This is a genomic window from Bacillus sp. 3a (assembly GCF_017161885.1).
Taxonomy (GTDB): Bacteria; Bacillota; Bacilli; order Bacillales; family Bacillaceae; genus Bacillus; species Bacillus safensis.
In genome coordinates, this window is the sequence record NZ_CP067376.1 from 2,962,489 (window position 1) to 2,985,778 (window position 23,290).

General features: G+C 37.1%; 23 protein-coding genes and 2 pseudogenes. 9 read left to right on the plus strand and 16 right to left on the minus strand.

What is annotated here, in order from left to right; all coding sequences use genetic code 11:
* Nucleotides 1–3: 3 nt before the first annotated feature.
* The 4 genes from hag to JJ692_RS15090 all read right to left on the minus strand — a co-directional run bounded on the left by hag (nucleotide 4) and on the right by JJ692_RS15090 (nucleotide 4,784).
* Nucleotides 4–939 (minus strand): flagellin Hag, encoded by a 936-nt coding sequence (hag, locus tag JJ692_RS15075; protein WP_048238583.1) that lies wholly within the window; start codon nucleotides 937–939, stop codon nucleotides 4–6.
* Nucleotides 940–1,170: 231 nt separating this feature from the next.
* A complete protein-coding gene (locus JJ692_RS15080) occupies nucleotides 1,171–2,700 on the minus strand; it encodes a Kelch repeat-containing protein (protein ID WP_073204834.1) in 1,530 nt (509 codons plus the stop codon).
* A gap of 118 nt (nucleotides 2,701–2,818) precedes the next feature.
* The gene (gene alr, locus JJ692_RS15085) at nucleotides 2,819–4,000 is read right to left on the minus strand and encodes an alanine racemase (RefSeq protein ID WP_073204833.1); all 1,182 of its coding nucleotides are present in this window, start codon (nucleotides 3,998–4,000) and stop codon (nucleotides 2,819–2,821) included.
* A gap of 172 nt (nucleotides 4,001–4,172) precedes the next feature.
* A complete protein-coding gene (locus JJ692_RS15090; RefSeq protein ID WP_073204831.1) occupies nucleotides 4,173–4,784 on the minus strand; it encodes a hypothetical protein in 612 nt (203 codons plus the stop codon).
* A 140-nt stretch (nucleotides 4,785–4,924) separates the two neighbouring features.
* On the opposite strand from JJ692_RS15090, the gene JJ692_RS15095 reads away from it, so the two are divergent.
* On the plus strand, nucleotides 4,925–5,293 hold the full coding sequence (locus JJ692_RS15095; protein ID WP_133743922.1) for a YunG family protein: 369 nt from the start codon (nucleotides 4,925–4,927) through the stop codon (nucleotides 5,291–5,293).
* 33 nt (nucleotides 5,294–5,326) lie between these two features.
* On the opposite strand, the gene JJ692_RS15100 is transcribed toward JJ692_RS15095, so the two are convergent.
* The 4 genes from JJ692_RS15100 to JJ692_RS15115 all read right to left on the minus strand — a co-directional run bounded on the left by JJ692_RS15100 (nucleotide 5,327) and on the right by JJ692_RS15115 (nucleotide 8,430).
* Complete coding sequence (locus tag JJ692_RS15100; protein ID WP_206533912.1) at nucleotides 5,327–5,776, minus strand: AraC family transcriptional regulator; 450 nt, start codon at nucleotides 5,774–5,776, stop codon at nucleotides 5,327–5,329.
* Nucleotides 5,777–6,146: 370 nt separating this feature from the next.
* Nucleotides 6,147–7,280 (minus strand): Rap family tetratricopeptide repeat protein, encoded by a 1,134-nt coding sequence (locus JJ692_RS15105; protein ID WP_044334601.1) that lies wholly within the window; start codon nucleotides 7,278–7,280, stop codon nucleotides 6,147–6,149.
* Nucleotides 7,281–7,409: 129 nt separating this feature from the next.
* Nucleotides 7,410–7,829: a GNAT family N-acetyltransferase gene (locus JJ692_RS15110; RefSeq protein ID WP_206533913.1), complete on the minus strand. Its 420-nt coding sequence runs from the start codon at nucleotides 7,827–7,829 to the stop codon at nucleotides 7,410–7,412.
* Nucleotides 7,830–7,860: 31 nt separating this feature from the next.
* The gene (locus JJ692_RS15115; RefSeq protein ID WP_206533914.1) at nucleotides 7,861–8,430 is read right to left on the minus strand and encodes a TetR/AcrR family transcriptional regulator; all 570 of its coding nucleotides are present in this window, start codon (nucleotides 8,428–8,430) and stop codon (nucleotides 7,861–7,863) included.
* Between the two features lie 186 nt (nucleotides 8,431–8,616).
* Between JJ692_RS15115 and lpdA the strand changes: the two genes are divergently transcribed.
* Nucleotides 8,617–10,011 (plus strand): dihydrolipoyl dehydrogenase, encoded by a 1,395-nt coding sequence (gene lpdA / locus JJ692_RS15120; protein WP_206533915.1) that lies wholly within the window; start codon nucleotides 8,617–8,619, stop codon nucleotides 10,009–10,011.
* 110 nt (nucleotides 10,012–10,121) lie between these two features.
* Here the strand turns inward: lpdA and JJ692_RS15125 are convergent, their stop codons facing one another.
* Nucleotides 10,122–11,279: an MFS transporter gene (locus tag JJ692_RS15125; RefSeq protein WP_206533916.1), complete on the minus strand. Its 1,158-nt coding sequence runs from the start codon at nucleotides 11,277–11,279 to the stop codon at nucleotides 10,122–10,124.
* A 127-nt stretch (nucleotides 11,280–11,406) separates the two neighbouring features.
* Here JJ692_RS15125 and JJ692_RS15130 point away from each other — a divergent pair, with 127 nt between their 5' ends.
* Entirely contained in the window at nucleotides 11,407–12,297 is an 891-nt protein-coding gene (locus tag JJ692_RS15130; protein ID WP_240503417.1) for a LysR family transcriptional regulator, read from the plus strand.
* A gap of 17 nt (nucleotides 12,298–12,314) precedes the next feature.
* Nucleotides 12,315–12,878, plus strand: a complete 564-nt coding sequence (locus JJ692_RS15135) for a GNAT family N-acetyltransferase (protein WP_073204815.1) — start codon at nucleotides 12,315–12,317, stop codon at nucleotides 12,876–12,878.
* A 4-nt stretch (nucleotides 12,879–12,882) separates the two neighbouring features.
* On the opposite strand, the gene JJ692_RS15140 is transcribed toward JJ692_RS15135, so the two are convergent.
* On the minus strand, nucleotides 12,883–13,407 hold the full coding sequence (locus tag JJ692_RS15140; RefSeq protein ID WP_206533917.1) for a DinB family protein: 525 nt from the start codon (nucleotides 13,405–13,407) through the stop codon (nucleotides 12,883–12,885).
* 179 nt (nucleotides 13,408–13,586) lie between these two features.
* On the opposite strand from JJ692_RS15140, the pseudogene JJ692_RS15145 reads away from it, so the two are divergent.
* A pseudogene (locus tag JJ692_RS15145) lies at nucleotides 13,587–14,112 on the plus strand (aspartate/glutamate racemase family protein).
* Nucleotides 14,113–14,135: 23 nt separating this feature from the next.
* Entirely contained in the window at nucleotides 14,136–15,011 is an 876-nt protein-coding gene (locus JJ692_RS15150) for a LysR family transcriptional regulator (RefSeq protein WP_206533918.1), read from the plus strand.
* A 44-nt stretch (nucleotides 15,012–15,055) separates the two neighbouring features.
* On the opposite strand, the pseudogene JJ692_RS15155 reads toward JJ692_RS15150, so the two are convergent.
* Nucleotides 15,056–15,952 (minus strand): annotated as a pseudogene (locus JJ692_RS15155) (macrolide 2'-phosphotransferase).
* Nucleotides 15,953–17,137: 1,185 nt separating this feature from the next.
* Between JJ692_RS15155 and JJ692_RS15160 the strand changes: the two are divergent.
* The gene (locus tag JJ692_RS15160) at nucleotides 17,138–17,506 is read left to right on the plus strand and encodes a hypothetical protein (protein WP_206533919.1); all 369 of its coding nucleotides are present in this window, start codon (nucleotides 17,138–17,140) and stop codon (nucleotides 17,504–17,506) included.
* A gap of 1,331 nt (nucleotides 17,507–18,837) precedes the next feature.
* Nucleotides 18,838–19,026: a DUF2651 family protein gene (locus tag JJ692_RS15165; protein ID WP_206534471.1), complete on the plus strand. Its 189-nt coding sequence runs from the start codon at nucleotides 18,838–18,840 to the stop codon at nucleotides 19,024–19,026.
* 32 nt (nucleotides 19,027–19,058) lie between these two features.
* Here JJ692_RS15165 and JJ692_RS15170 read toward each other — a convergent pair whose 3' ends face one another.
* The 5 genes from JJ692_RS15170 to JJ692_RS15190 all read right to left on the minus strand — a co-directional run bounded on the left by JJ692_RS15170 (nucleotide 19,059) and on the right by JJ692_RS15190 (nucleotide 22,694).
* The gene (locus tag JJ692_RS15170; protein ID WP_206533920.1) at nucleotides 19,059–19,886 is read right to left on the minus strand and encodes an SMI1/KNR4 family protein; all 828 of its coding nucleotides are present in this window, start codon (nucleotides 19,884–19,886) and stop codon (nucleotides 19,059–19,061) included.
* Nucleotides 19,887–19,995: 109 nt separating this feature from the next.
* Nucleotides 19,996–20,172, minus strand: a complete 177-nt coding sequence (locus JJ692_RS15175; RefSeq protein WP_034621741.1) for a hypothetical protein — start codon at nucleotides 20,170–20,172, stop codon at nucleotides 19,996–19,998.
* Nucleotides 20,162–21,280 (minus strand): Rap family tetratricopeptide repeat protein, encoded by a 1,119-nt coding sequence (locus JJ692_RS15180; RefSeq protein WP_122631201.1) that lies wholly within the window; start codon nucleotides 21,278–21,280, stop codon nucleotides 20,162–20,164. The genes JJ692_RS15175 and JJ692_RS15180 overlap by 11 nt, the downstream gene beginning before the upstream one ends.
* 205 nt (nucleotides 21,281–21,485) lie before the next feature.
* A complete protein-coding gene (gene catA, locus JJ692_RS15185) occupies nucleotides 21,486–22,148 on the minus strand; it encodes a type A chloramphenicol O-acetyltransferase (protein WP_206533921.1) in 663 nt (220 codons plus the stop codon).
* A 222-nt stretch (nucleotides 22,149–22,370) separates the two neighbouring features.
* Nucleotides 22,371–22,694, minus strand: a complete 324-nt coding sequence (locus JJ692_RS15190; RefSeq protein WP_206534472.1) for a SunI/YnzG family protein — start codon at nucleotides 22,692–22,694, stop codon at nucleotides 22,371–22,373.
* Between the two features lie 332 nt (nucleotides 22,695–23,026).
* On the opposite strand from JJ692_RS15190, the gene JJ692_RS15195 reads away from it, so the two are divergent.
* Nucleotides 23,027–23,215 (plus strand): hypothetical protein, encoded by a 189-nt coding sequence (locus JJ692_RS15195; protein WP_044335953.1) that lies wholly within the window; start codon nucleotides 23,027–23,029, stop codon nucleotides 23,213–23,215.
* Nucleotides 23,216–23,290 lie beyond the last annotated feature (75 nt).

The window sequence follows — 23,290 nt, forward strand, 5'->3', positions numbered from 1 at the left end:
TCATTAACGTAGTAATTGAAGTACGTTTTGTGGCTGTTGGTTCGCTTGTGCAAGCATTGCTTGAGACGCTTGAGAAAGAATGTTGTTCTTAGTGAACTCACTCATTTCTTTCGCCATGTCAACGTCACGGATACGAGACTCAGCAGCTGTTAAGTTTTCAGAAGATGCACCAAGGTTGTTGATTGTGTGCTCTAGACGGTTTTGGACTGCTCCAAGTTTACCACGTTGAGCAGATACTTGGTTGATAGCAGCATCAACGATTTTCAATTGAGTATCAAAACCAACATCTGTTGCATCTGCTGCATTATCAGCAAATTTAGTTACATCAATATCTTTTACAGATTGATTAGCTAAGATTGCTCTTCCAGTTGTATCAGCTGGATCTTTAACTCCAAGTGCATCAGTGCTCATTTTTTCAATGTTAACTGAAATTTGTTGAGTTGCGTTAGCACCGATTTGGAATACTAAAGATTTCTCAGTAGCAGTTGGTGCTGCAGGATCAGCAGGAGCTTTAAATGTACCATCTAACAATTTCTTACCGTTAAACTCTGTACGATTTGAGATACCATCTACTTCTTCTTGTAGAGCTTTAATCTCATCTTGAATAGATTGAAGATCAGTAGTTTTATCCTGTGTACCAGTGTTTCCAGCTTGTACAACTAGTTCACGAACACGTTGAAGGATTGAGTGAGTTTCAGTCAATGCACCTTCAGCTGTTTGGATAAGAGAGATACCGTCTTGTGCGTTTTTAGAAGCCATTTCTAATCCGCGGATTTGTCCACGCATTTTTTCAGAGATTGCTAGACCTGCAGCGTCATCTCCTGCACGGTTGATTTTAAGACCAGAAGAAAGTTTCTCCATGTTCTTTTGGCTCGCACCGTTGTTTGCAGACAAACGGTTTAATGTGTTAAGTGCTGCGATATTGTGGTTAATTCTCATTTCCTATTACCTCCATGTATGTGGGACCTGACAGACGTCCTTGTCTGAAAAAAGTCCTTTATTCTAGGGCTTATCAACCCTGACAATTCTATTATCGGATGTGTTTATAGGATGTTTAGCAGATTTTTTAAAAAATACCGCATTTTTTTCATGACGTTGATCCTAATTTTAACAATTTTATCAAAATAAAAGCTGCTGATCTATTATCAGCAGCTTTACAATTTATGAATATCAGTATTGTTTGATATCAAACATTAAGATATTTTGGTACACGACGTAATCCTTCTTACTTGTGAAAGGTCCTTTATTATGTTCATCATTGATTTCATAGAAATTCATCCCAATTCCAAAACTTCTTTCTTTATACCAGTTAAAAAAATCGTTGATTTCTTTCATTGAAAGCAAATAATCCTTTTGAAGCCCATTTATCATCGTAATTGAAAGTATACCTTTTGTTGCTTCTTCACCAGGTTTTGTTCCGTCTTGATCCTTTGGTTCTTCGGTTGTGCCGTCACCTGGCTTTGTTCCGTCTTGATCTTTTGGTTCTTCGGTTGTGCCGTCACCTGGCTTCGTTCCGTCCTGATCTTTCGGTTCTTCAGTTGTGCCGTCACCTGGCTTTGTCCCGTCCTGATCTTTTGGTTCTTCGGTTGTGCCATCATCTGGCTTTGTCCCGTCTTGATCTTTCGGTTCTTCGCTTGTTCCATCACCTGGTTTTGTTTCATCCTGATCCTTAGACACTTTTTGAAGATCTTTTAATGAAATTGAGATTACAGATTTAAAATTGTTTTTGACAGAATAACTACCAATTGATTCAGCATAATCTCTTCCACCAATAACATATAATTGATCATCAGCAATAACTGCCACAGATCCAACTCTACCTTCAGGGATTTCATATAAAGAATCTTGGACTTGACTAGTTTGTGGATCAAATATCTGGACTTGTTTTAATAATTTACTCGATCTATCTCCAATTCTCTGACCACCAATCATAAATAATTTATGATTGTATGTCGCATATGCAGCTTCATAAGCAAAAGAATTTAATTGAATATCCTTTAAGCGTTGCCACTTCCCTAGCGTCATATCATATTCTAAAATATCTTTATCATTCGTTCGGCTAACATTAGCCTCACCACCAGCAATGTATAACTTTCCATTTATCTCTGCAATACTTCTCCCTTGACGAGAAGTTAATTGAGAATTATCTAAGCTTTCCCACTCTCCACTTACCGTATCATAGGAGTAAAAATTTACTTGAGAGCTTGATAAAGATGCCACTATAAAAATTTTTTCTCCAACTGTAACTGCTCTTAAGGAACCATTTATATAGGATGTATATATAAATTTCTCAGGCATCTGAATCGGTTCTTCTGTCCATTGATCTAGTTCCGTATCATAAACATCGATGGTTTTGTGAACTGTTTTAGTTGTATCAGTAAGACCGCCAATAACATAGATTTTTTTACCTACTGTTGCGTAGGCAGCTCCTGTTCTTAATCTAGGCATACTTGCTTTTTCTGACCACAAATCAGTTTTAGGATCATACATATATGTCGAATTGTTGAATTTAGACTGCTGACTTGCTCCACCGAATACATATATTTTCCCCTCAACTACTCCTACACTTGCTCCGATACGCTCTTCCGGTAAGTCCGCTCGCTTCGTCCACCCATTTGTTTCAGCAGCATGAGCTTTTAACGGATGAATTGTGACCATCATAAAAATGGTCAAAAGCACTAAGAATAAACCTTTTTTCATTATTTCATTCCTCCAAATCTTAAATACCCCTCCTTTTATCGACATATTTGTAATAAAATTTAATTTTTATCATTGTACACCAGAACAAATATCCTCAAATTGCACCTGTTATTTACCCTCACACATACATCACCGGTGTCGATATTTTAATAATCTTTCCGCCTCGACGGTAAAATCTTGGGACGCGGCGGCTTAAGGTGGCGATGACTTCGTAGTTGATCGTATTGAGCATTTCGGCGATTTCATCGACAGAAATTTCTCCGCCCTTTTGACGGCCGTAAATAACAACTTCTTCGCCTTGCTTTGCTTTCATTTCTCCTAAACTGATCATCGTCATATCCATGGTGACGCGGCCAGCAATCGGCATTCGTTTTCCACGGAAAAGCATAAATCCTCGATTGGATAATGCTCGTGAGTACCCATCTGCATAACCGATTGGTATGGTTGCTATTACTTCATCAGGTTTTGCTACATAGGTTGCCCCATAGCTGACGGTCCTTGGCTTTGTCACCATTTCCTTCACGAATGCAATCCTTGCTTTTAAACTGAGAGCGGGCTCCAGCTTAACAGCGTCTAAACTCTCAATGTATTGCGAAGGGTACAGTCCATATAATCCGATGCCGAGCCGAATCATATCTGCGCTAAATTCAGGAAATGCGATGGCAGCCGCTGTATTGTTCATATGTACTGTCGGCAGTGTAATGCCTTGTTTTTTTAAGAAACGAAGAAAATCAATAAAAATGCTGTGCTGCAGCAGTGTGAAATCAGGGTCAGGCTCATCCGCAGTGGAGAAATGCGTAAATATTCCATCCCACCTCAGGTTTTCACTCTTTTCAAGCGCCTCCACCACCTCTAACAGCTCTTCCTTTGTCCGTACACCTAATCGTCCCATCCCTGTGTCAACATTGACATGAATCCCAAGGCGATGCTGACTTTCTTCTTCCTCTAAGATCTCATTTGCTTGAACAATCCAGTCTTCTCGAAGGCCGGATAGGTCAATTCTCCAGGCTGCAGCCCTTTTCACACAGTCGAGCGGGGTAAATCCAAGGACCAGAATCGGTGCTTCAATTTTTGCTCTCCGCAATACAATGCCTTCTTCCAAGCTGGCAACCGCAAGCTCTGTCGCACCGCTTTCTAGTGCCTGCCTCGCTACTTCAACTGAACCGTGTCCATAAGCATTCGCCTTTACGACAGCCATGATCTTGCTTTTCCTTGGAATATGCGCTTGAATGGCTTCGATATTTCTTTTAATCGCGTCAAGATTGACCTCGATCCAGACTTCCCTGCAAAGCTTTTGCATGTATGTTTCCTCCAGTCATTTCGATATCAATGTTCGTTTTCGTGTCTAGTCTATCTTTATTCATTTTTGAGAAAAACATTCAACCGCAATGATTGAACCAGCTTTTGTCTTGATGGACATAAAAAAGAAACCACCTCAAATGGTGATTTCTTCTTTATGGGACAGTCATTTATTAAACCGCAGATTTCATCATTGAATCAATTTCATGATAAATCTCCTTCAGATTTTCTCGTTCAGTCAAATATTCGGCGTCACTCTTACGAACAGGCACATCAAAAGCCAGAAAGGTGAGCGTGATCGTTGATGATTCCTGATCATTCATAGTTAATCTCAATTCAAGTGTCGAGATCTCTTCATTATTATCACTCTCAACAGATTGTTCAATCGGCACACCATCTTCTAACATGTCAACTTGTTTCAACTCTTTCATGGAAAGCTCAGTAACATCAAACCTGAATTTTCGAGATGAGCTGCCAGGTTGATGTGTAATAAAGCGCATGACCTTTCGCACATCATCAATCGCAAAGCCTTTATCCACATTTTGCGAAAAGATGTATGTTGAAGCCTGAAAACCGTCTTCTTGAAAAAGCATCATCATTTTATCTAATAATATGTTTGGATCATTCTTTTCTTTTTGTCTTTGCAATCTACCAGCTATGAATAAAATGACCATTCCCCCGATGATGCTGAGAGCCGTCCCCAACCCATTCCCTACATCTACGAAAACAGTAAAGCCTAAAATAGCAACAATATAAGCGATTACAATACCTATGATAAATACCACACCGAGCTCCTCCTGTCATGAATCTTCATTGTTATATTGGTTTAGCCATAGTATATCTGGATTTTGATTGAAAAAAAATCTACTATAGACTAAACAGATACTACATTCATTTCACTTTTTAAATAGAAAGGATTTTTATGATGAACCTCTACACGACAGACGAAATCATTGATGCTCTTTTTAAAGCATGGTCTTCTCAATCTAGTTCAAAATGGAGTAAAGACAACCCGGCAAACGGACAATGTGGCGTCACTTCTTTAGTCGTACATGATCTTTTAGGCGGAAAAATAAACAAAACTGCATTACCCAATGGATGGCATTTTTACAACGTAGTGAATGGAACAAGAATCGACTTTACTTCTTCACAATTCTCTGAGGAAATCGTTTATATGGATGTACCTTCAAATCGAGAAGAAGCATTTCAAGATACGAATGAGGATCAGTATCGTTATTTAAAGGAGCGAGTCGTAGAATATTTAAACATATATTATCATGAAAACAGACCATAAGAGGTCTGTTTTCATTGCAGTTCGATAAAGTGTTTAAAAGATAGGTAGTAAGAACTCACACACGCCTTCTTCTTCTCTATATCGCTCTATGATAGGTTCCTGACGCATGTTCAATTGATTGTTTTGGATCATTTGAGGCAATTGGCTCCAAAACAAATTCACTTTTTCAGTTGTATGTGTCACCGTAAACACAGCATACTTTCCTCCTTCAAAATGACCAGTCTGAACCATTTGATCTTTTGAAAAATCTCTATTTGTCATAAGCATAAGGTCATATCTGCATCTTTCTAATGGAATTTTTTCAGGATCATCTTGAGGAACACCATATATACCATATTCCTTTAATTCATCATTTAAATGATGTTGTTTGATCCATTTCTTAAATCTCTTCATCATCTCAAAGTTCTCTTTGCTGACATATGATCCGATATTTCTCATATACACCATTTTCATATTCATTAACATTTCAATTTTGCAATTCATGATTTCCCTCCAATTTTTATTGGAAGACTGGCCAATCATTCCTTACAACCAACGGTAACATCCTTTAAAATATAATGCAGTAGGATATTAAAAATAATGTAATGTATGATGGAAAATACATATTTTTCAAGATTTGAATCTTTAAAACAAAAAAGAACGGACAACGGCCGCTCCCTTTCTATTACGATTCATTTTTTTAAGGCTTAGCACATTGAAAACCAAAAAAGCCATTATAAAGGCTCTTTTAGTTTAAGCAAAATAACCGATACTAGATGTATGTCCTCTTTGGGCTTCATTATGGATATCGTTTGACGAAACATAGCTAAAAGCACCTAACACACTGACAATTATAAATACGGTTGCTACTGACTTAAATTTCATAAAGACAGTCTCCCCTTTTAATTTGGTGTTGGAAATATAGAATCTTCTCGTAAAATTCGTTTGAGCGTTCTATATCTCCTGCTTTATTATAATGCTTCGCTGCATCTTTCGCTAAATCTTCAAGATTTGCAAAAAAAGACTTTGATTCCAAATAAGCCATTGACTCTGTTATACGATTCACATTGTTATCTATATATAGTGATTTCAACATAATGAATGTATTTATAAAAATATCATCCTTTAATTTTTCAGCTAACTCGATCCCATAGTTTAATGCATATAAACCTAAATCACTCTGATTATCTTTAAAGTATGATTTTGTCAACATGACCAGCGGATCAAGGATTTTGTTTAAATGCTCATATCCCTGTTCTTTAAACGAATGAATAGATTCATTAAAATATTTAATTGCCATTGAAAGGTTATTGTTATGAAAATAACTCAACCCTAAATTATAGAGTGCTGATCCTTTTAATCGTTTTGTTGAGGTGTCGGCGGCTTTTTCTAGTGCGTGTTGAAAATGGGGTATTGCTTTTTCGGGGCAGCCCATATCTATATAGTTTAATCCGATCACAAAGGAACATTGTATTTCTCTTACAGTGTATGTATCTTTTTCTCGATAACATTGTATCGCCTGCGCGATATGGTGCATGGACATGTGGGTTTGTTTCATGTGGTAATAGATTTCAGCCATCTTGTAATTGAACTCGGCCCGTTCAATATCGTCACTGACAAGAGACAGCTTTTTTTCTGCCCGTTTATAGAAGGTAATCGCATTTAGGTATTCATAGTTTTCAAATTCATACATGCCGTAGAAAAAATTGAAGTAATACTCGAGTAATCCTGTTAATTTCTCTTGGTCCCTTTTGATCTTCATTGCGAGCTCCTTGAAGTTGGCCCGCTCTTTCCCATTTTCTAAAGGATTCAAGTAATCAAGCATTAATTTATGTCTGAACTCCATGAGTGAGAAATACAATAATAAATCTTGATTTTCTTCCATATGATCAAGCATTGATTTGATTTCCTCTTTATATGCTTCGGCGTCCGGTACGTTAAATCTTTGAATATGATAATACCATTCATTGATTTTCAAACCGACGTGAGAAGAAAGCACTTTCTCCATCAGCCCTTACCCCTTCCTCTATTTTCCCTATAATGACATATATTATCATTTTATGAACCATTCGACACCGAAAAGAAACCGCAAAAAAGCCCTATAAAGGGCCGTGTGAATGATAAGATAAAAAGACTTCTATTCATAAATAAGCACCCAGTATTCCGCCCCAGGTTCTCCTTCTTCTACAACAGCCTTCCACCCTCTTTTTTGATAAAAAGATAAAGCTTTGTGATTTTCGGAGACGCATTTGAGGGTGACCGGTGTTCCCAAAACTTTTATCGCTTGTTTGAGCAGCAGATCTCCTGCCCCTTGACCAGCAGCTTCTGGATGTACAAACAAGAGGTGAATAAAACGATCTGGTACATATAGAGAAATGAATCCAAGGATTTTATTGTTCTCTTCAACTAAGAAAATTTGCTCTTCCTGCGTATCTTGATCAAAATCTTGCAGATTGAGGTCTTCTGGATTGAGCCAGTGAAAGCTCTGGCGTCGGGATTCTAAATAGATTTGTCTTAATTCTGGATAATCTTCTATGCTCGCTTCTCTAATCAACATCGCAACATCCCCTATGTTTTTTATTTGAATGTTAATTCGCCTCTAGAACGCGTTTTGCCTGTATTATACCTGCCAGTAACAATTGATCACTGAACTGCGAATCATTGACAGCGCGTGCAAGAGCGATTGTACCAATCATGCTGCTTACTAGTGCGTAACTCGTAGAGAGATCTATATTACCAGCATCAGCTATAAACTCCATAAATCGTTTCAGTTCATCGGTATAAGCTTTCCGTACCTCTTGCGATAATTGAGGAATTTCTCCTGCCAGCGCAGGCAGTATACAGCCGACCTCCGTCTGATCACGGTGAACGGAACTTAAATAAAATTCAATGATCGTCTGAATTCGAGGCTGGTCTGCTTTCTTGTCTGCAACACTTTGCAGCAGCTTGATCGTATCATTAATAGCAAAATGAAAAGTCTCTATGACCAACTGATCCTTGTTCTTAAAGTGAGCATAAAACCCTCCATGAGTTAGACCTGCCCCTTTCATAATAAATGGCAAACTAATATTACGAATGCCATTTGTTCGAAATGCTCGTGCAGCACTTGCAATGATTTGCTCTCTCACTTTTGACTTATGACCTTTCGGATAAGGCATTTTCTCACTCCCCTCCTTCACTTTAACTCTTTCTAAGTGTATTTATCAAAATATTATATTCATCATATTATCATGTGTCAATTGACTGGAAACCATCTTTCCTCACTCAAATGGAATTGACTTCTCCAAAATATGATGACTATAATATATTATGATCATCATATTTTAAAAGCGGAGGTGCAAGAAATGATTCATTTAGAAACAGTAGATACATTAGTAATTGGATCAGGTCCGGGAGGCTACGTGGCTGCATTACGTTCAGCTCATCTCGGCATGAAGACAGCGATTGTAGAGCGTGATCAGTTAGGTGGAGTATGCACCCATGTAGGCTGTATCCCTTCTAAGGCGCTAATAGCAGAAGCAGAGCGGTTCAAACTCCGCACACAATGGGGTGGTTTTCAAGAAGGCGGCTCTTTCAAGGAAGCTCAAGCGTTCAAAAAAGCTGTTGTGGAAAAACAAGCGGGAGGCGTACAATTTTTGTTAAAGTCAGCGGGAGTTACCATACTGGAAGGCGAGGCCAGCTTGATCGATCAGCATACAGCGGTCATTCAACATTCTGCAAAAGGTGAGAAGCGAATCAACTTCAAACACCTTATACTAGCAACCGGCTCCCGTCCAATTGAAATTAAATCACTCCCTTTCGGAGGTCGTATATTGTCTTCAACTGAAGCACTCTCCCTTCCCGAGACCCCTAAAAGCCTTGTCGTAGTTGGGGGCGGGTATATTGGTGTTGAACTAGGGCAGATGTTTGCAAGATTTGGAACAAAAGTCACCATCTTGGAAGGTGGCAATCAAGTATTGCCTGGCTTTGAAAGTGAACTTGTCTCGCCTGTCGTTCGTCAATTGAAAGAAGATAACATCACGCTGATTACAGGAGCAAACGTCACAGATGCCGAGCAGCATATGAGCGGAATTGATCTTCATTATGAGAAACAGAAAGAAAGCTACACGGTGAAAGCGGAATATGCCCTAATTACTGTCGGAAGAAAACCGAATACAGATGGAACATTAGGTCTTGATTCTATCGGGTTGTCTATTCCCCCTCACGGACGTATTGAAATTGATGAACAATGCAGAACATCCATCCCGCACATATATGCGATTGGTGATATCACCGAGGGTCCTGCTCTCGCTCATAAAGCTTCCTATGAAGCGAAGGTTGCAGCAGAGGCAATCGCTGGTAAACCTTCTATTATAGATTATAAAGCAATCCCACTTGTTGTTTTTTCAAGTCCAGAATTGGCGAGTGTTGGACTAAGTGAAACAGATTGCAAGCAACATTCCATTCCGACTGTCATTGGGAAAACAATGTTCTCCATTAATGGCCGAGCGCTTGCATTAAAAGAACCAGAAGGTTTTGTAAAGATTGTAGCCCATGCTGAATCTGGTCTTATTCTAGGGGCACAAATCGTAGGTGCTGAAGCATCTACTCTTATATCAGAACTAGCACTCTCTATAGAAATTGGCGCTACAGCAGAAGATTTAGCAATGACGATTCATCCTCACCCAACATTAGGTGAAATGATCATGGAAGCTGCAGAAATGGCCACCCGTAAAGTTGAAAAATATCTTGCACGATAAATGGTTCAAGTGCAGCTTCTAGAAAAATAATCGCCATAGCCTATTTATTTAGGAATAGGCTATGGCGATTTCCATTGTGCAATTATATAAAAGAGCCGATCAATTGATCTTTAATTGGATCCCACTTCGCGTTTTTTACCGAGATTCATGGATAACTGAACGCCAATCATCAGCATGACGATGACAAGCATTGCCACAATGGAAGCATAAAAATGTCCGCTTAGATCGAAAACCAAACCTATGAAAAACGGACCGAATCCACCCACGATGTACCCGCCCATCTGCGACATCGCGGACCAGGTCCCAGCTTCCTCCGGAGTACTCGTCTCCATAATCGGGAGCATAAGCGCTAAAGGAAATAATCCACCTGCACCCATACCTAGGAAAATGACGGCTGGCAAGATCGGCATTGGCAGAAGAAGAATGATAAGCCCAATGAGTTCAGACAGACTGCATAAGATGAGAAATAATTTCGGTTTTCCTAATCGAGTAACGACCGCTGGAACGAGTAGTGCCACCGGTATCTGAATGAGTGTAAATATGGTCAATAGCATGGCAGCATATTGCGGACTGTTTCCAAAGCTAAGAGCAATGGGTGAAATCCATGCCGTCAAAGAATAAAACATACTGGACATAAAACCAAAGAACAAGGTGAATTGAATGGCCTTTTTATTTCTCAGCGGCAATTTTAACGGCAAGGTTACATGATCACTCTGCTCATTTTTGCGAACTAAACCTATCCATAGAATAAGGGCAATCACCCCTAGGAGAGCCCAGCAGGACAAGGCAAACGTAAGGTGATGTTGACTGCGTAAATAAATTGGAATGGTAAAGCCGGAAGCGAGCGCTGCACCTATCGTCATCGAAATTGAATACACACTGACGATACCAGGATTTCTCGGGAAATATTTTTTAATAAAGCTAGACAATAAAGGACCCGCGAAGCTAATCCCAACACCTCCTGCAAACGCAGTCATGAGCAGGATAGCAACCGATTGGCTTGTACCACGCAGTGCGGTGGCAATCGTGATAAGCAGAATTGAGAAAAACAGCGTTCTTTCTAAACCAAAACGCCGGCTGAGTATCGTCGCAACAGGAGCAAATATTCCCATACAAAGAACAGGCAAAGTGGTCAAAAGACTTGCTGTCAGTGCGTTTACGCCAAGCTCCGATTGGATCATGCTCATCATGGAAGCTACGGAAGTAATGATCGGACGTAAGTTTAATGCCGCTAAAAATAAAGCGGCTAAATAATATATTTTTTTCATCAATACCCTTCTTTCTCTCTCATCTTGTTAAGGTTACTTTGAGTATAAATCTGCTGCATTCATTGATCAATACAATAAATCGTATTATGATAATAGGAAAAGGCTATCGTTTATGAAAGGAGGACAAATGGATACCCGGCATATTACCTATTTTATGGCTGTATATCATCATTTGCATTTTACAAAGGCTGCTGAGCAGCTAGGCATATCACAGCCTACACTTAGTCAGCAAATTCGACTGCTTGAAGCAGAAGTTGGGATGCCGCTCTTTGATCGAATCGGCAAAAAAGTCGTGGCCACCGAAGCTGGTTCGCTGCTTTATCAATATGGCATGAAAATGCTTCAAGCTGAAAGAGATGCAAAAAATGCGATGAAAGAACTATTATCAGAAAAACGAGGAACCGTTCGTCTCGCAGTACTCCCATCCGATCTTGATTTTCAGCTGGTTCCACTTTTTGTAGAATTTAAAACCCTTTATCCCGAAACCAATCTGAAGGCATATTCAAATATCTTCGTTCGTGAAGAAGTCCTTTCGCATAAAGTGGATCTCGGCATCGGGCTGCGAGGGCCTGCGGATAAGCGGCTCGTTCAAATTCCACTTGGAAGTGAGCCTTACGAATTATTTGTTCATTCAGAAAGTGATTTGGCTCAAAAAAGTGAAGTGACATTAAAAGAGCTGGCTCAGCATGCGTTGGTCATGTATCCGAAGGGATATCTTGGAAGAGATTTAGTAGATGACGTATGTAAAGAACAGGGTGTTGAACTGGACACTGCCATGGAGGTTGGGTCTGCATCTTCGCTATTGCAGCTGGTTGAAGCGGGAATCGGCGCAACCATTCAGCCAAGAGGATTACTAAAACAACATTCGACGTGGCCCAATATTGTTTCGATTCCTATTGCTGAGCCAGCACCTGTCCGTCACTTGGAATTAATTTATTATGCAGATCGATTTGTCAGCAAAGCACAACAGCAGCTATCTGAATGGCTGATAGACTTTTTCAAATCAAGAACAAACTAAAAAAGTGAGGTTAACACATGAAGAATGCAAACAGCATATTTACAAGAACAAACCGAGTTGTTATTCGCCAATTCGATAGACAGGATATTGAAGCATTTTATCAATACCGAGCAAATCCCACAATTGCAAAATTTCAATCCTGGGAAAACTACACATACGAAGATGCTGAATCATTTGTTCAACATCAAATGACACAAAAACCTAATCAACCGGGGACGTGGTTTCAATACGCTATTGCCTTATCTGAGTCCAATCAGCTGATAGGAGATTGCGCCATTCATACACTTGACAGCGAACCTAGAATCGTTGAAATAGGATTTACCCTCGCACCTGAATACCAAGGAATGGGCTATATTCACGAAGCTCTCAGTTCAATCTTTGAATATATTTTTATGACACTGAACAAACATAAAATCATTGCCTTTACCGATGTGCGCAACGAAAAATCCATTCGAGTGCTGGAACGTTTAGACATGAGACGCGAAGGACATTTGCTGCAAAATTATATGTCTAAGGGACATTGGGTTGATGAATATCAATATGCCATGCTTCAATCTGAGTGGGCCGCTAAGCGTCATTAAACATTTATTTCCTATTCAAAATTCCTAAATAAGCGCTCCATGGACCCACATCGGTTCGATATCGTTCCGCCATGACCCGAACAATCTGGGACATATGTGTGAAGTCATGGACAACCCACGCAGAAAGTAATTCGCTCACTTGCACGACCCCAAACTCCGGATGAACGCCCTTTTTCTCTAAATCAAGGCCTGAATGTGTCATACGCTGAATGTATGCCACATTCTCCATCCGCACATGATGAAACTCAGAAAGTGCTTGTTCTATCTGTCTTTCAGATTGGTTCAAATGGGAGTAGCGGTCAAACGCAGGAAATGGTGTATTCTCTCCATCAGCAAGAATCACATTTAATCGAGGAATCCAATTGAATTTCTCTGCTTCAATCAAATGTTCAATGACTTCAACTGGATTCCATGTCCCCTCCCCTTCACGGCTGTGAAGCCAATCCTTCGATAAACCCGACAAAAGACTTTCTAACGTGTGAGGAGTTCGACTCAGCATATCCAAAGCTTCATTTAAATTGAAATTCATGTGGTTGCTCCTTTCTCAATTTTTCTTTATTCTAATGTTTTTTGAATAGATTGCAACTCATACTTCAAGACAGATAAAGGCGTTTTTGATCAACCTTCTATATACAAATAGAACTTTTCTATAACGATCACCATGCTTTCTTTTTTTATAATAGAAAAAAAAGAAATGTGGTGGTGTATATGTCTACAACGATCGGAATTATGGGCGGGATGGGCCCTTTAGCAACGATTGATCTGATGAAAAAAATCATTTCTCATACTCCAGCGATAAAAGATCAGGATCATCTCCATGTGATTGCTGATAATTATCCGCAAATTCCTGATAGAAACCGCAAAGCACCTGAACAAACATCACTATACGTCTGTGGGCTTATTATGTACTGATGGCACATTAAAAACTAAGCTCTACCAAAAGGCTTGTGCTCATCACAAGGTTGACGTTATGACCCCAAGTGAAGAGCTTCAGAAAAACGTGATGAATGGGATATATGCGGTGAAGGCAGGAAAATTAAGTAAAGGCGAAAGTGAATTGGCGTTAGCTGCAGAAATTTTAATCAATCAAGGGGCAGAAGCCATCATTGCCGGCTGTACAGAAATCCCCTTAGTCCTAAGGTCAACTAAAGATGTGAAAGTGATTGACCCTACTGTCATTTTGGCGAAAGAAGCTGTAAAATTAGTGTACGAGCTTGAAAAGCTAAACATTTAAAGAACGTCATATAAGGGGATAACATGAATATTGAGAATATAGAAGCGTTTATTTATGTATGCCAGCTAGGCAGTATCAATAAAGCTGCGGAAGCACTGTATTTAACTCAGCCTTCTGTTTCGGCACGTATTCAATCGTTAGAAAAGGAATTAGACCTGAAATTATTTGATAGACAGAGAAATAAACTATCTCTGACGGAAAAAGGTGAACAGTTTTACCCGCATGCCAAAAAGATTCTCCATTCTTATCAAGAAGCAAGGCATAGTCTCAAACAAACGATGATCCCTTATGAATTGACAATTGGATGCGCATCCTCTATTTCCAATAATCTATTGCCTAACATATTGCCAGCCCTAAAAGAAAAATACGAAAACCTGAAAGTAAAAATTGTAACAGGGCATTCAAAGGATGTTGTCCAAAAAGTGATTAACAATCAAGTAGACTTTGGCATTGTCAGGACTGAAACACATCCTCAAATTGAATCGATTCCTATTTTCAGCGATCCGATTGGGCTGTTCGTCCCAACTCATCATCCGCTTGCCAGCCTTGACAATATCAATATGAAAGAACTAGAAGAACAGCCTTTTATTTTCTTTGACTACGGGTCATTTGATTGGTTGATGCTTCACCGATTATTTCAAAAAAACAACATCACACCGAACATTTCCATTGAGGTTGATCATATGGAAACCGCAAAAAATTTAGTGCTACAAGGAATGGGGCTATCGTTTCTACCTCATCATTGTGTTAGAAATGAAGTAGAACAAGGAACATTAAAACAAATTTCAATCGATCCATCCATCAATTTCAATATCAATATCGAGTTCATTTATAAAAAAGGAAAATCAAAATCCGTTTTCATTGATCAACTCAAACAGTTTTTTCATGAATTAAATTAAAAAAGCCCTTTTTAGGGGCTTTTTTTTTGATTCATTCTGATTGATTAACTTTCGTTTGCCAACATGTATGCTGCAGCTTCATGCATATCTTTCAATCCTGATCTCTGTGCGTACTCGGCCACAGTGATCGCACTTGTAGTCAGAAGTTCTATTATATGTTCATCCATTCCTGGCCAAGTTCTCCCGCCTGCTTTTTCATACGCATGGATAAGTTTTGTTAATCCTTCTTTCCCAAAGAGAAGTTGATGAGACAAAAAGTCTGCAGATACATCACCAACCCCCCCCTTCAGACCAATCAATCACACCCGTCACACATTGATTTTCATCAATCAGAATGTGGCCAGGATGCAAATCTCCATGCTTCACTCCCACGAAAGGCGGCCATAAAGAATCTTTAGCTAGCCATTCTTGCCAGCGCTCCCATAAATCGCTGTTAATGGTGTATTGCGATTTGACACGTTCCATTCGCTGTTTCATTGATCCTCTTAATTCATGAGCACTGAGCATCTCCACACCGATTGTTTTAGAAGCTGTTGATCTAAGGCATGTACATTCGCTAGAACTCTCCCTAATGATTACTAATAGGCTTGCGGTACATTCGTTTGGTCAAAACTCCACACATACGATTGCTTCTCCACATCAATACTAGCCGCCGGTACCCCCTCTAATTGTTTATAAGCAATCAGACTTTCTGTAAAGATAGACCACTTAGGGACCTGAAAGTGAACCTGCTTACTCATATGATCTAATGTCTTTTTTTCTTGTAAGGTATGTTTCATTGATTCAGGTCTGCGAGGCACTCTTAATATCCATTGATCACCATGTAAATCTTCGACATGTGCGACATGGAAATCAACACCTGATTCATTTATTTTCATGGTATTCTCTAAAATCTCTAATCCGTGATGTTTGGCTAACTGCTTTAATTCCAGTCTATTCATATCCATTCCTCCAATTGCTCATTTAGTCATGATCAATAGGCATCAAGAATATCATCACAAAAAACCACAAACAGACTACTTTATGTGGTCAGAGTAAACAAAGCTAGACTTATACCTTTCTTTGTATTATAAAAACATACAAAAAAGACAGAACAATTATCTGCCTGTCTTCTAGTGAAATTGCATACTTTCCCGCTGAAGATCATTAAAAATGTGCAGACTACCCCGTTTACTCCGTTTGATGAAAACAGAGCCTTTCTAAAGTTACTATACTTTATTTAATTGCGACTTTTAACGACACCAGGAACCAGGAAATATATAACATATAGAAATGACCAAATTCAATATAATTGGTTAATTTGTCATATTATTTATATGTTACAATATAATTACACTTTATTACAAATTAACATATTTTTGTTTAAAATGTTATTATATGGTCATTGATTATTTTTGACTTGTGCCAAAATAATCAATTGAGAGTAGTTATAGAGTATTAGAAATACTTTAACAACTACATTATAACTAATGAAATAAAGGAGGGGTCATTTAGATTTTTTAATTCACAAAAATATTTATTTTCTTACTATTGAATCAATCTTATTTAAATTGACTTTTCTCAAACCTAATACAATATACATGTGAAAACTAGTTTCGCCAAAAAAAGAAAATTGATAAAATAAAAGTTCATATCTCCAAACTCTTACATTTATCAAACTGAAATTTAGTTTTAAGTACCGTACTGAAATTAGAAGCGACATGTTTATTTGACAATATAGGTAGAGAAAATTCCTAAAAAATTCAACTGGAGTTTTTCATGAAATTAAAAATTAGTATTATCTCTACCACAGCTTCGTCAGCTTTATTATTTACTACTTGGTTTGGAACATTGTCTCAGCAGAAGAAAAAGTCTCTACCAAAGATCATATTCTTAATTTCATTTTTAGAAAAGAATCCAGGGGCTTGAAAGAAGAATTAATGGCAGATATAAATAAAATTGTAGTTGATGAAAAGAAATCAGAAATGGAAATATTAGAGCAAATAAAAAGTGAACTAAAACACAGGAGGAAAATATAAATAAAGGGAAGTCACAACTTAGGTGAATAATAAAGGTACCAAAATAATAGGAAATAGTGTAAAGGAAATATCTTTATACAAGCGCTGCCACTTGGGAGGGTCTTAATCATGGTCATGTTGGTATGTACTATAAAAACTCATATTGTAGAGTCGGTTCCTAAACTCGGTGTCCGCTCAATTTCAGCAAAAAAACGAAAAGTAGAAAAAGGTGCAGTGGTTAAATCAGTTAAAGTATCAACAAAGAAAAAAAATGCTGCAGTCGACTGGGGAAAAGGGCGTATTAAAAAAGATGGTTATTCGGTAAATTTTGCTACAAATCGAACAACCGGTCATTATGGAAGTAAAAATTGTTCAAAATTAATTTGGTCTGCCTTTAAATTGAAAGCAAAGATTGATATAGACAAAAATGGAGGACTAGGAGTCTATCCTCGAGATGTTCGGGATTCAGGGGTACACAAAGTTGGTGAGAAAAGTTAAATAGACTGAACTCCCTTTAGAGAATATTCATTCTCTCTAAAGGGATAAATTTTTCTAAGAATATTCTTTTCATTATACAAGCCCTAATGAGAAAGGTTGTTTTGAAAATGAGGCCCAAGAAAAAAATTAATTATTAGCATCATCATTGGTTTTTGTTTTATTTTCTTCCTATTATCTACTAAAAATTTATTCATTAAAGAAAATACTACATCTGTAACAGAAAATGAGTTCAAACCTTCATTTCTAAATGACAAATTAGCTACCATTTATCTTTCAGCATCAATTATCAACGTGAAGGAAGCTACACAATATATATTAATAAAAAGGTGAATTAACTATCTCAAAGGTGAGACGCAATCGAATTAGGTTCATTGCTCAAGATTTGATCAGATGTTACTGAAAGAAAATTTTCAGAAATAAATATTCTTGGAAAAAAAAACTTCTCACTTTATGTTCAAAAATAAAGTACATACTGGTTATGGACCTAATGGATATTTAAAAAATAAAGAAATATTTTATACATTAAACAACCAAGGTTTTTGGAGAGAAGGACTATGAAAGTTTAATTAGATGGGGCAACAGTCAAAACTTTCACGAGCAAATTTTAAATGGATACTTTGTTAGTACAGGTAACGACGAAGATAAAATTTACGTGATCAATCAAGATATGGATACTGATCAATCTACTTTTCATGAATTAAATTTAGAGTAAAAACCGACTCTTCAAAATGGGGTCATGTTAAGCCCATCAATGAAGACTGGGAAGTTTATTCAAATATTATCATTAAGGACAAATTAGCTTATTTTATCCTCTATCACACTCCTGAAGATTCTAAAGATGTGTCTTTTAAAGTAGCATATTTGATATAAAAAGAAAAAAAGGGGAGCATATTTACTTGGTAGCTATAAAAGAAGATCAACTAATTCACAAATGAAAAGCACTTCTATATAAAAGACGATATTTTATATCACTTAACTGCAAATTCTAAGATTTATACATTTAACACAAAAACGATGAAACCAGAAGGATCCTTTTTCCAGAGCAAAAGAGGGACGGGAAGTTAGTTTTCATTTTAATTCTGATCTTATTAAAAAAAAAGTCGGGAGAATATGAAATCTCTTTCCCATTCATACAAAAGGAAAAAAGATTGAATTTTTTTAAAGATAAAAGGTCTCGACAAATCTTGGATAATAATGTACGAATATGACTTTTTTGAGTTAGAACAAAATAGAAATGATATTATCAAAATATTTAATAAGTGATTAAGGGAGAGAATTGATATGACTCCTAACTCGTATTCTCTTTTTAGTAAGTATAATCATCTTCTTTTATCGTCACATTGTTTGTACAAAAAGTTTATTTCATGCCAGTTGTGAGCTTTATCATTTTGCTCATCCTGACATTTACACTTTTTAATGTCTCTTTCTTAGGGTGGTCAGTTGTTTACACTTTAGGCTCATTCATTGCTTCATATATAGCATTATTCATCATGAAAACTTTAAATAAAAAGAGATCTTAAACTACATTTTTAAAAGCCCTTTTGAGGGGCTTTTATTCTTTCACTGGATGAATGTCTTCTCCTAAAAGAGTGGTAAGAGACTCTCCACTATCTTCTAGAAACTCCGCTATTTCTTGCAGCTCTTTATTGATACGGTCATTCCTTGGCATATCAGGATTTAACAAAAGAATGGAGTGAACAGTCGTGGCTGCTTCGTACAAGACATTTTGATCTTTTATCTGTTTGATGCATTGTTTCATACGATCGAAAAACCATTCAATCTCTTCAATGTCTTCCATCGGATAATGTGCCATTTTAAAAAGATTCTGCTGACGAAGGTCTTGTCTTTCAAAAATTTGTTCAAGCTCTTCTCTACTTATATATAATTCAGAAGATTCATCATCAATCTCTACTACCTCGACCATCACATCTTCAGCTGTATATAACTGCTCAATAAAATCATCGAAAGTATCCGCCAGCTTAAAATCGACTCCCATTTCTAAATCAAAATAGTGAATAGGCGGGTGTTCCTTCGTTTTTCGATAATCCATTGCGATCCATGTATCTTCCTCTCCGCTGATGATCACAAGTCCCTCCGGCAGCTCCAATTCATCACTTAACTGGGAACTATTCATGATGCCATCATCTTTGGCGATTCCTCTTAGATGGTCAAATTGAACATGATCCTCAGCCCATGAATTCGGTTGTTCCGTTGGAAACGCATTACGAACTGTAAAGCCACCATTCCATTCTAAGATGAGCTTTTTATATGTATCAGGTAAAGCGACACCAAGTCTTCCCTCTGCTTCACGAATTTTTTCCTCATCTATCTTTTCTAACGTGAAAGGACTCGCTTCTTCTTTCTCCCAAAAAGGTTCCAAAGTGGATGCCTCCCTATATCTATTGAGATAAGTATAACATTGACCAACTATTCATTTGCTCATTCTACTCTATAAAAAAACAGACTATTAAAGTCTGTTTTAATCTTGTCTATACGTTTTCAGAGGTTGTATTTCGATCAATTATAGTCGTATTTCGATTTGATTTTTGTTGTTCCTCCATTGTTGTATTTCGAATTGATTTTGTTCCAATGATTTTCAAAGTTTCTGCTGTTGAAACACTTAACAATACAATGGATACAATGACTAGTAATTTTTTAATAATCATACAGACACTCTCCTTTTTGAATATCATTTTGAGCTTTAAGAGCCTTTCTGTAATATTCGGCAGCTTTTTCAAAGTCCCCTTTTTTTTCAGAAGATAATCCTATACTTTGAGCAAATGCCTCGACATAGACATATAGTTGCTTTTCCTCAAAATAATCTAGCACTTCTTGAATGGCTTTCTCATTAGCATTTATATAAATCGCTTTTAAAGCTTTAAATAACATCAAACACAACGAATCATTTCTCTCTAAGGAACACTTAAGACCATCTTCTACGAGTGGAGCGGCTTCATCATGTTGACTAGACTTATACAACGACCAACTTAAACTAAATAGGGTGATTGGTTTTATATCAATACTTCGTGGTGTAATAATGTCTAAAACTTCTCTGTAGCGTATGATTGCTTCAGTGTACTTTTGTTGTCGATCATATGTATTCGCTATGTTCAATAGAATTTTAGCAATTAACATATTATCGGCGAGCTCTTCTGCTATAGAAAAAGCTGTATTTAGATGCTCTAATGACTTGTCATATCGCTTGAAATCATCATAATTTCCTGCAATAACAATCAAGCTTTGTATTTGGCGAACTTTATATTGTTCATGCTGCTTATAGATGTCTAAGGCCTTTATAATATGATGCATAGAAACATGAGTTTGTTTCATAATATAGTAGGCTTCAGCCACCTTGAAGTGAAACTCTGCTTGCTCAATATCATCGACAACCAATGCGAGCTGCCTTTCAGCGATCTTATAATATTGGATAGCCAGTATGTATTCTTTCTTACTAAACTCATGCATACCTCTAAAAAAAGCATTATAGTATTGCAGCATACCAGAAAGTTGATGATTTGAGTTTTCAATTTTATCAACCAAATCAGAAACAGAAGGCGATCGTTTTTCTGAAGGTTTAATATAATCGAGCATAAGCTGATGTCGAAAACACATTAATTGATAATAAATGAGTAGGTCTTGATCCTCTTCCATTCGCTCAATTTCCCGTTCAACTTCCGCTTTCAAAATCTCTGCATCAGGTACACTGAATTGCCGAATCATTTTATACCATTCATTTATTTTCACACCTACATGTGAAGAAAGAACTTTCTCCATCCCTTATTCCCCTTCCACTGAACTCCCTTATATGACATTTATTATCACATACAAGAATTTACAAAGCACCGAAAAGAAACCGCAAAAAGAACAAATATAGCCTCAGTAAACCTTTGAACATTTTCATTCTCATCACAAAACAAAAAGGCAGACTCATTTCAGTCTGCCTTCATCTTCTAGATTTCCATGAGCATACCTTTTGTCTTCAGGTAATTGGCATTGAATCATTTAACCACTCGTCACAATGTTCAATAAGCCACCTCAAATATTCCACATATTGACCGACGTGATAGCCATCACAAACAGCATGATGTACTTGAATCGCAACGGGCAAAATGATTTTCCCTTCTTCCACTTTAAATTTGCCTATCGTAAATATTGGCAGTAAATAAATCTCTTTTGTAGATACATTAAGGTTAAAAGAAGTAAAATCAATCCAAGGCAGGCTTGAAATATTGAACATATTTTCTGGCATATCAGGCTTCGGAAATAGTTTGTTACTTTCGCTATAAGCTTCAATATCAGCTATACAGCTTTTATAAAACTGAGCAAAGTTTTCGTCATAAGGCGTCCAAATACTTGAAAATGTCTTTGTTTCTTTATTTAGAATCGTATAACTAGGATGGATAATCTCCCAGTAACCCAGTTCATCGTTCACTTGATCCATCCGGAACTCAGGAATTTGCTGCACAGCTCTTGCTAACAAATAAATTTGCACAGGATATACTTTTAACTTTTTTTCTTTTAATATTGAATGCAATTTCGTGATGTCTAAATCAATAACTAGGCTATATGAGCATCGGGTTACCTTCATATAATGTTGAAAGTGCTCTTTTCTCGGATAATTCCCATCTATTTTTTTAAACATTTTTTATCTCCTCCTGAATGTGATTTACTTTATTCAGGAGGAAATTTTATCTGCTTTCACCACCACAATCATCCTTTCAAGATATAGTCTATCACTTAGCCTACGATAAAACCTTCAACAACTCTTCGTAAGTCAGCTTGCCCAACGTGAACTGTTCTAGTGCTATATATGTTTTCTCTGCTGGGGTATTCATAGTATATAAACACCTTAGAAGGTACTTATCTATATTCTAGCACTAGCTTTTTTATATTTTTGAAGAAATTGATGACCTTCATTTAAAAAAACTAGAAAACGCTTATTCATAGTTTCAATAACGATTCTATCTGGTTGACCATATGGAGCACCAATTCTATAATCAATATTATCTGCAACCCCATACTTGTCCGACTCTTTAATATTAACGATTTGATCAATTGGTATTTCTGTTTTAGATAAACCAAATTTTAAGACTAAGCATTTTTCATCAAAACTATAACGAGTTTTTAGAAAAACAGTAAAAATAAAAAAAAGTGCTAATAAAAAGATTAACATAATTACATATTCCATAGAATCACTCTTTCTTATACTTTTATCTAATTTTACCATGTTTTTTACTTTTTAAAACCAACAACTTTAAGAGAAGTATTATATACGTTTTAAATTCACCCTAGTAAGGCAAGTTCTATGAAGTGCTGTTTATACATTTGTATAAGTTAACTGCGATTCCCCCTCCTCTATATTGGAAAGAATGACTGAGATACTTCTCACTATTTTACCGATGTAAAACTTATAAAAAAGCATCTATATATGTTCATCTTACTTTTAGAAAAGAAATCAATTGTTTTAGTTTGTTGCGAACGACCTTTGTTCGTGTAATTCCTCAAGGAGGTGCTCGGCTAGTGACACAGGAAAATAAGGCATCAAAAAGTCTGTTAATTACTTTACCTGCCGCTATTATCGCTATTGTGTTGATTTTAGGAAAAATTGATACACCTGTAACAAATATTTTATTTTATGTAGTAGCTTTTGGTGTAATGGGTTTAACTGTTTCAAGCTTAATAAAAGACTACAAAAAAAAGAAAGATTAGAAAGATTGATTACTTGTCAGGGAGCTGCTTTATGTAGCTCCCTGTTTGTTAAAAACAGGATAATGATCAACACTG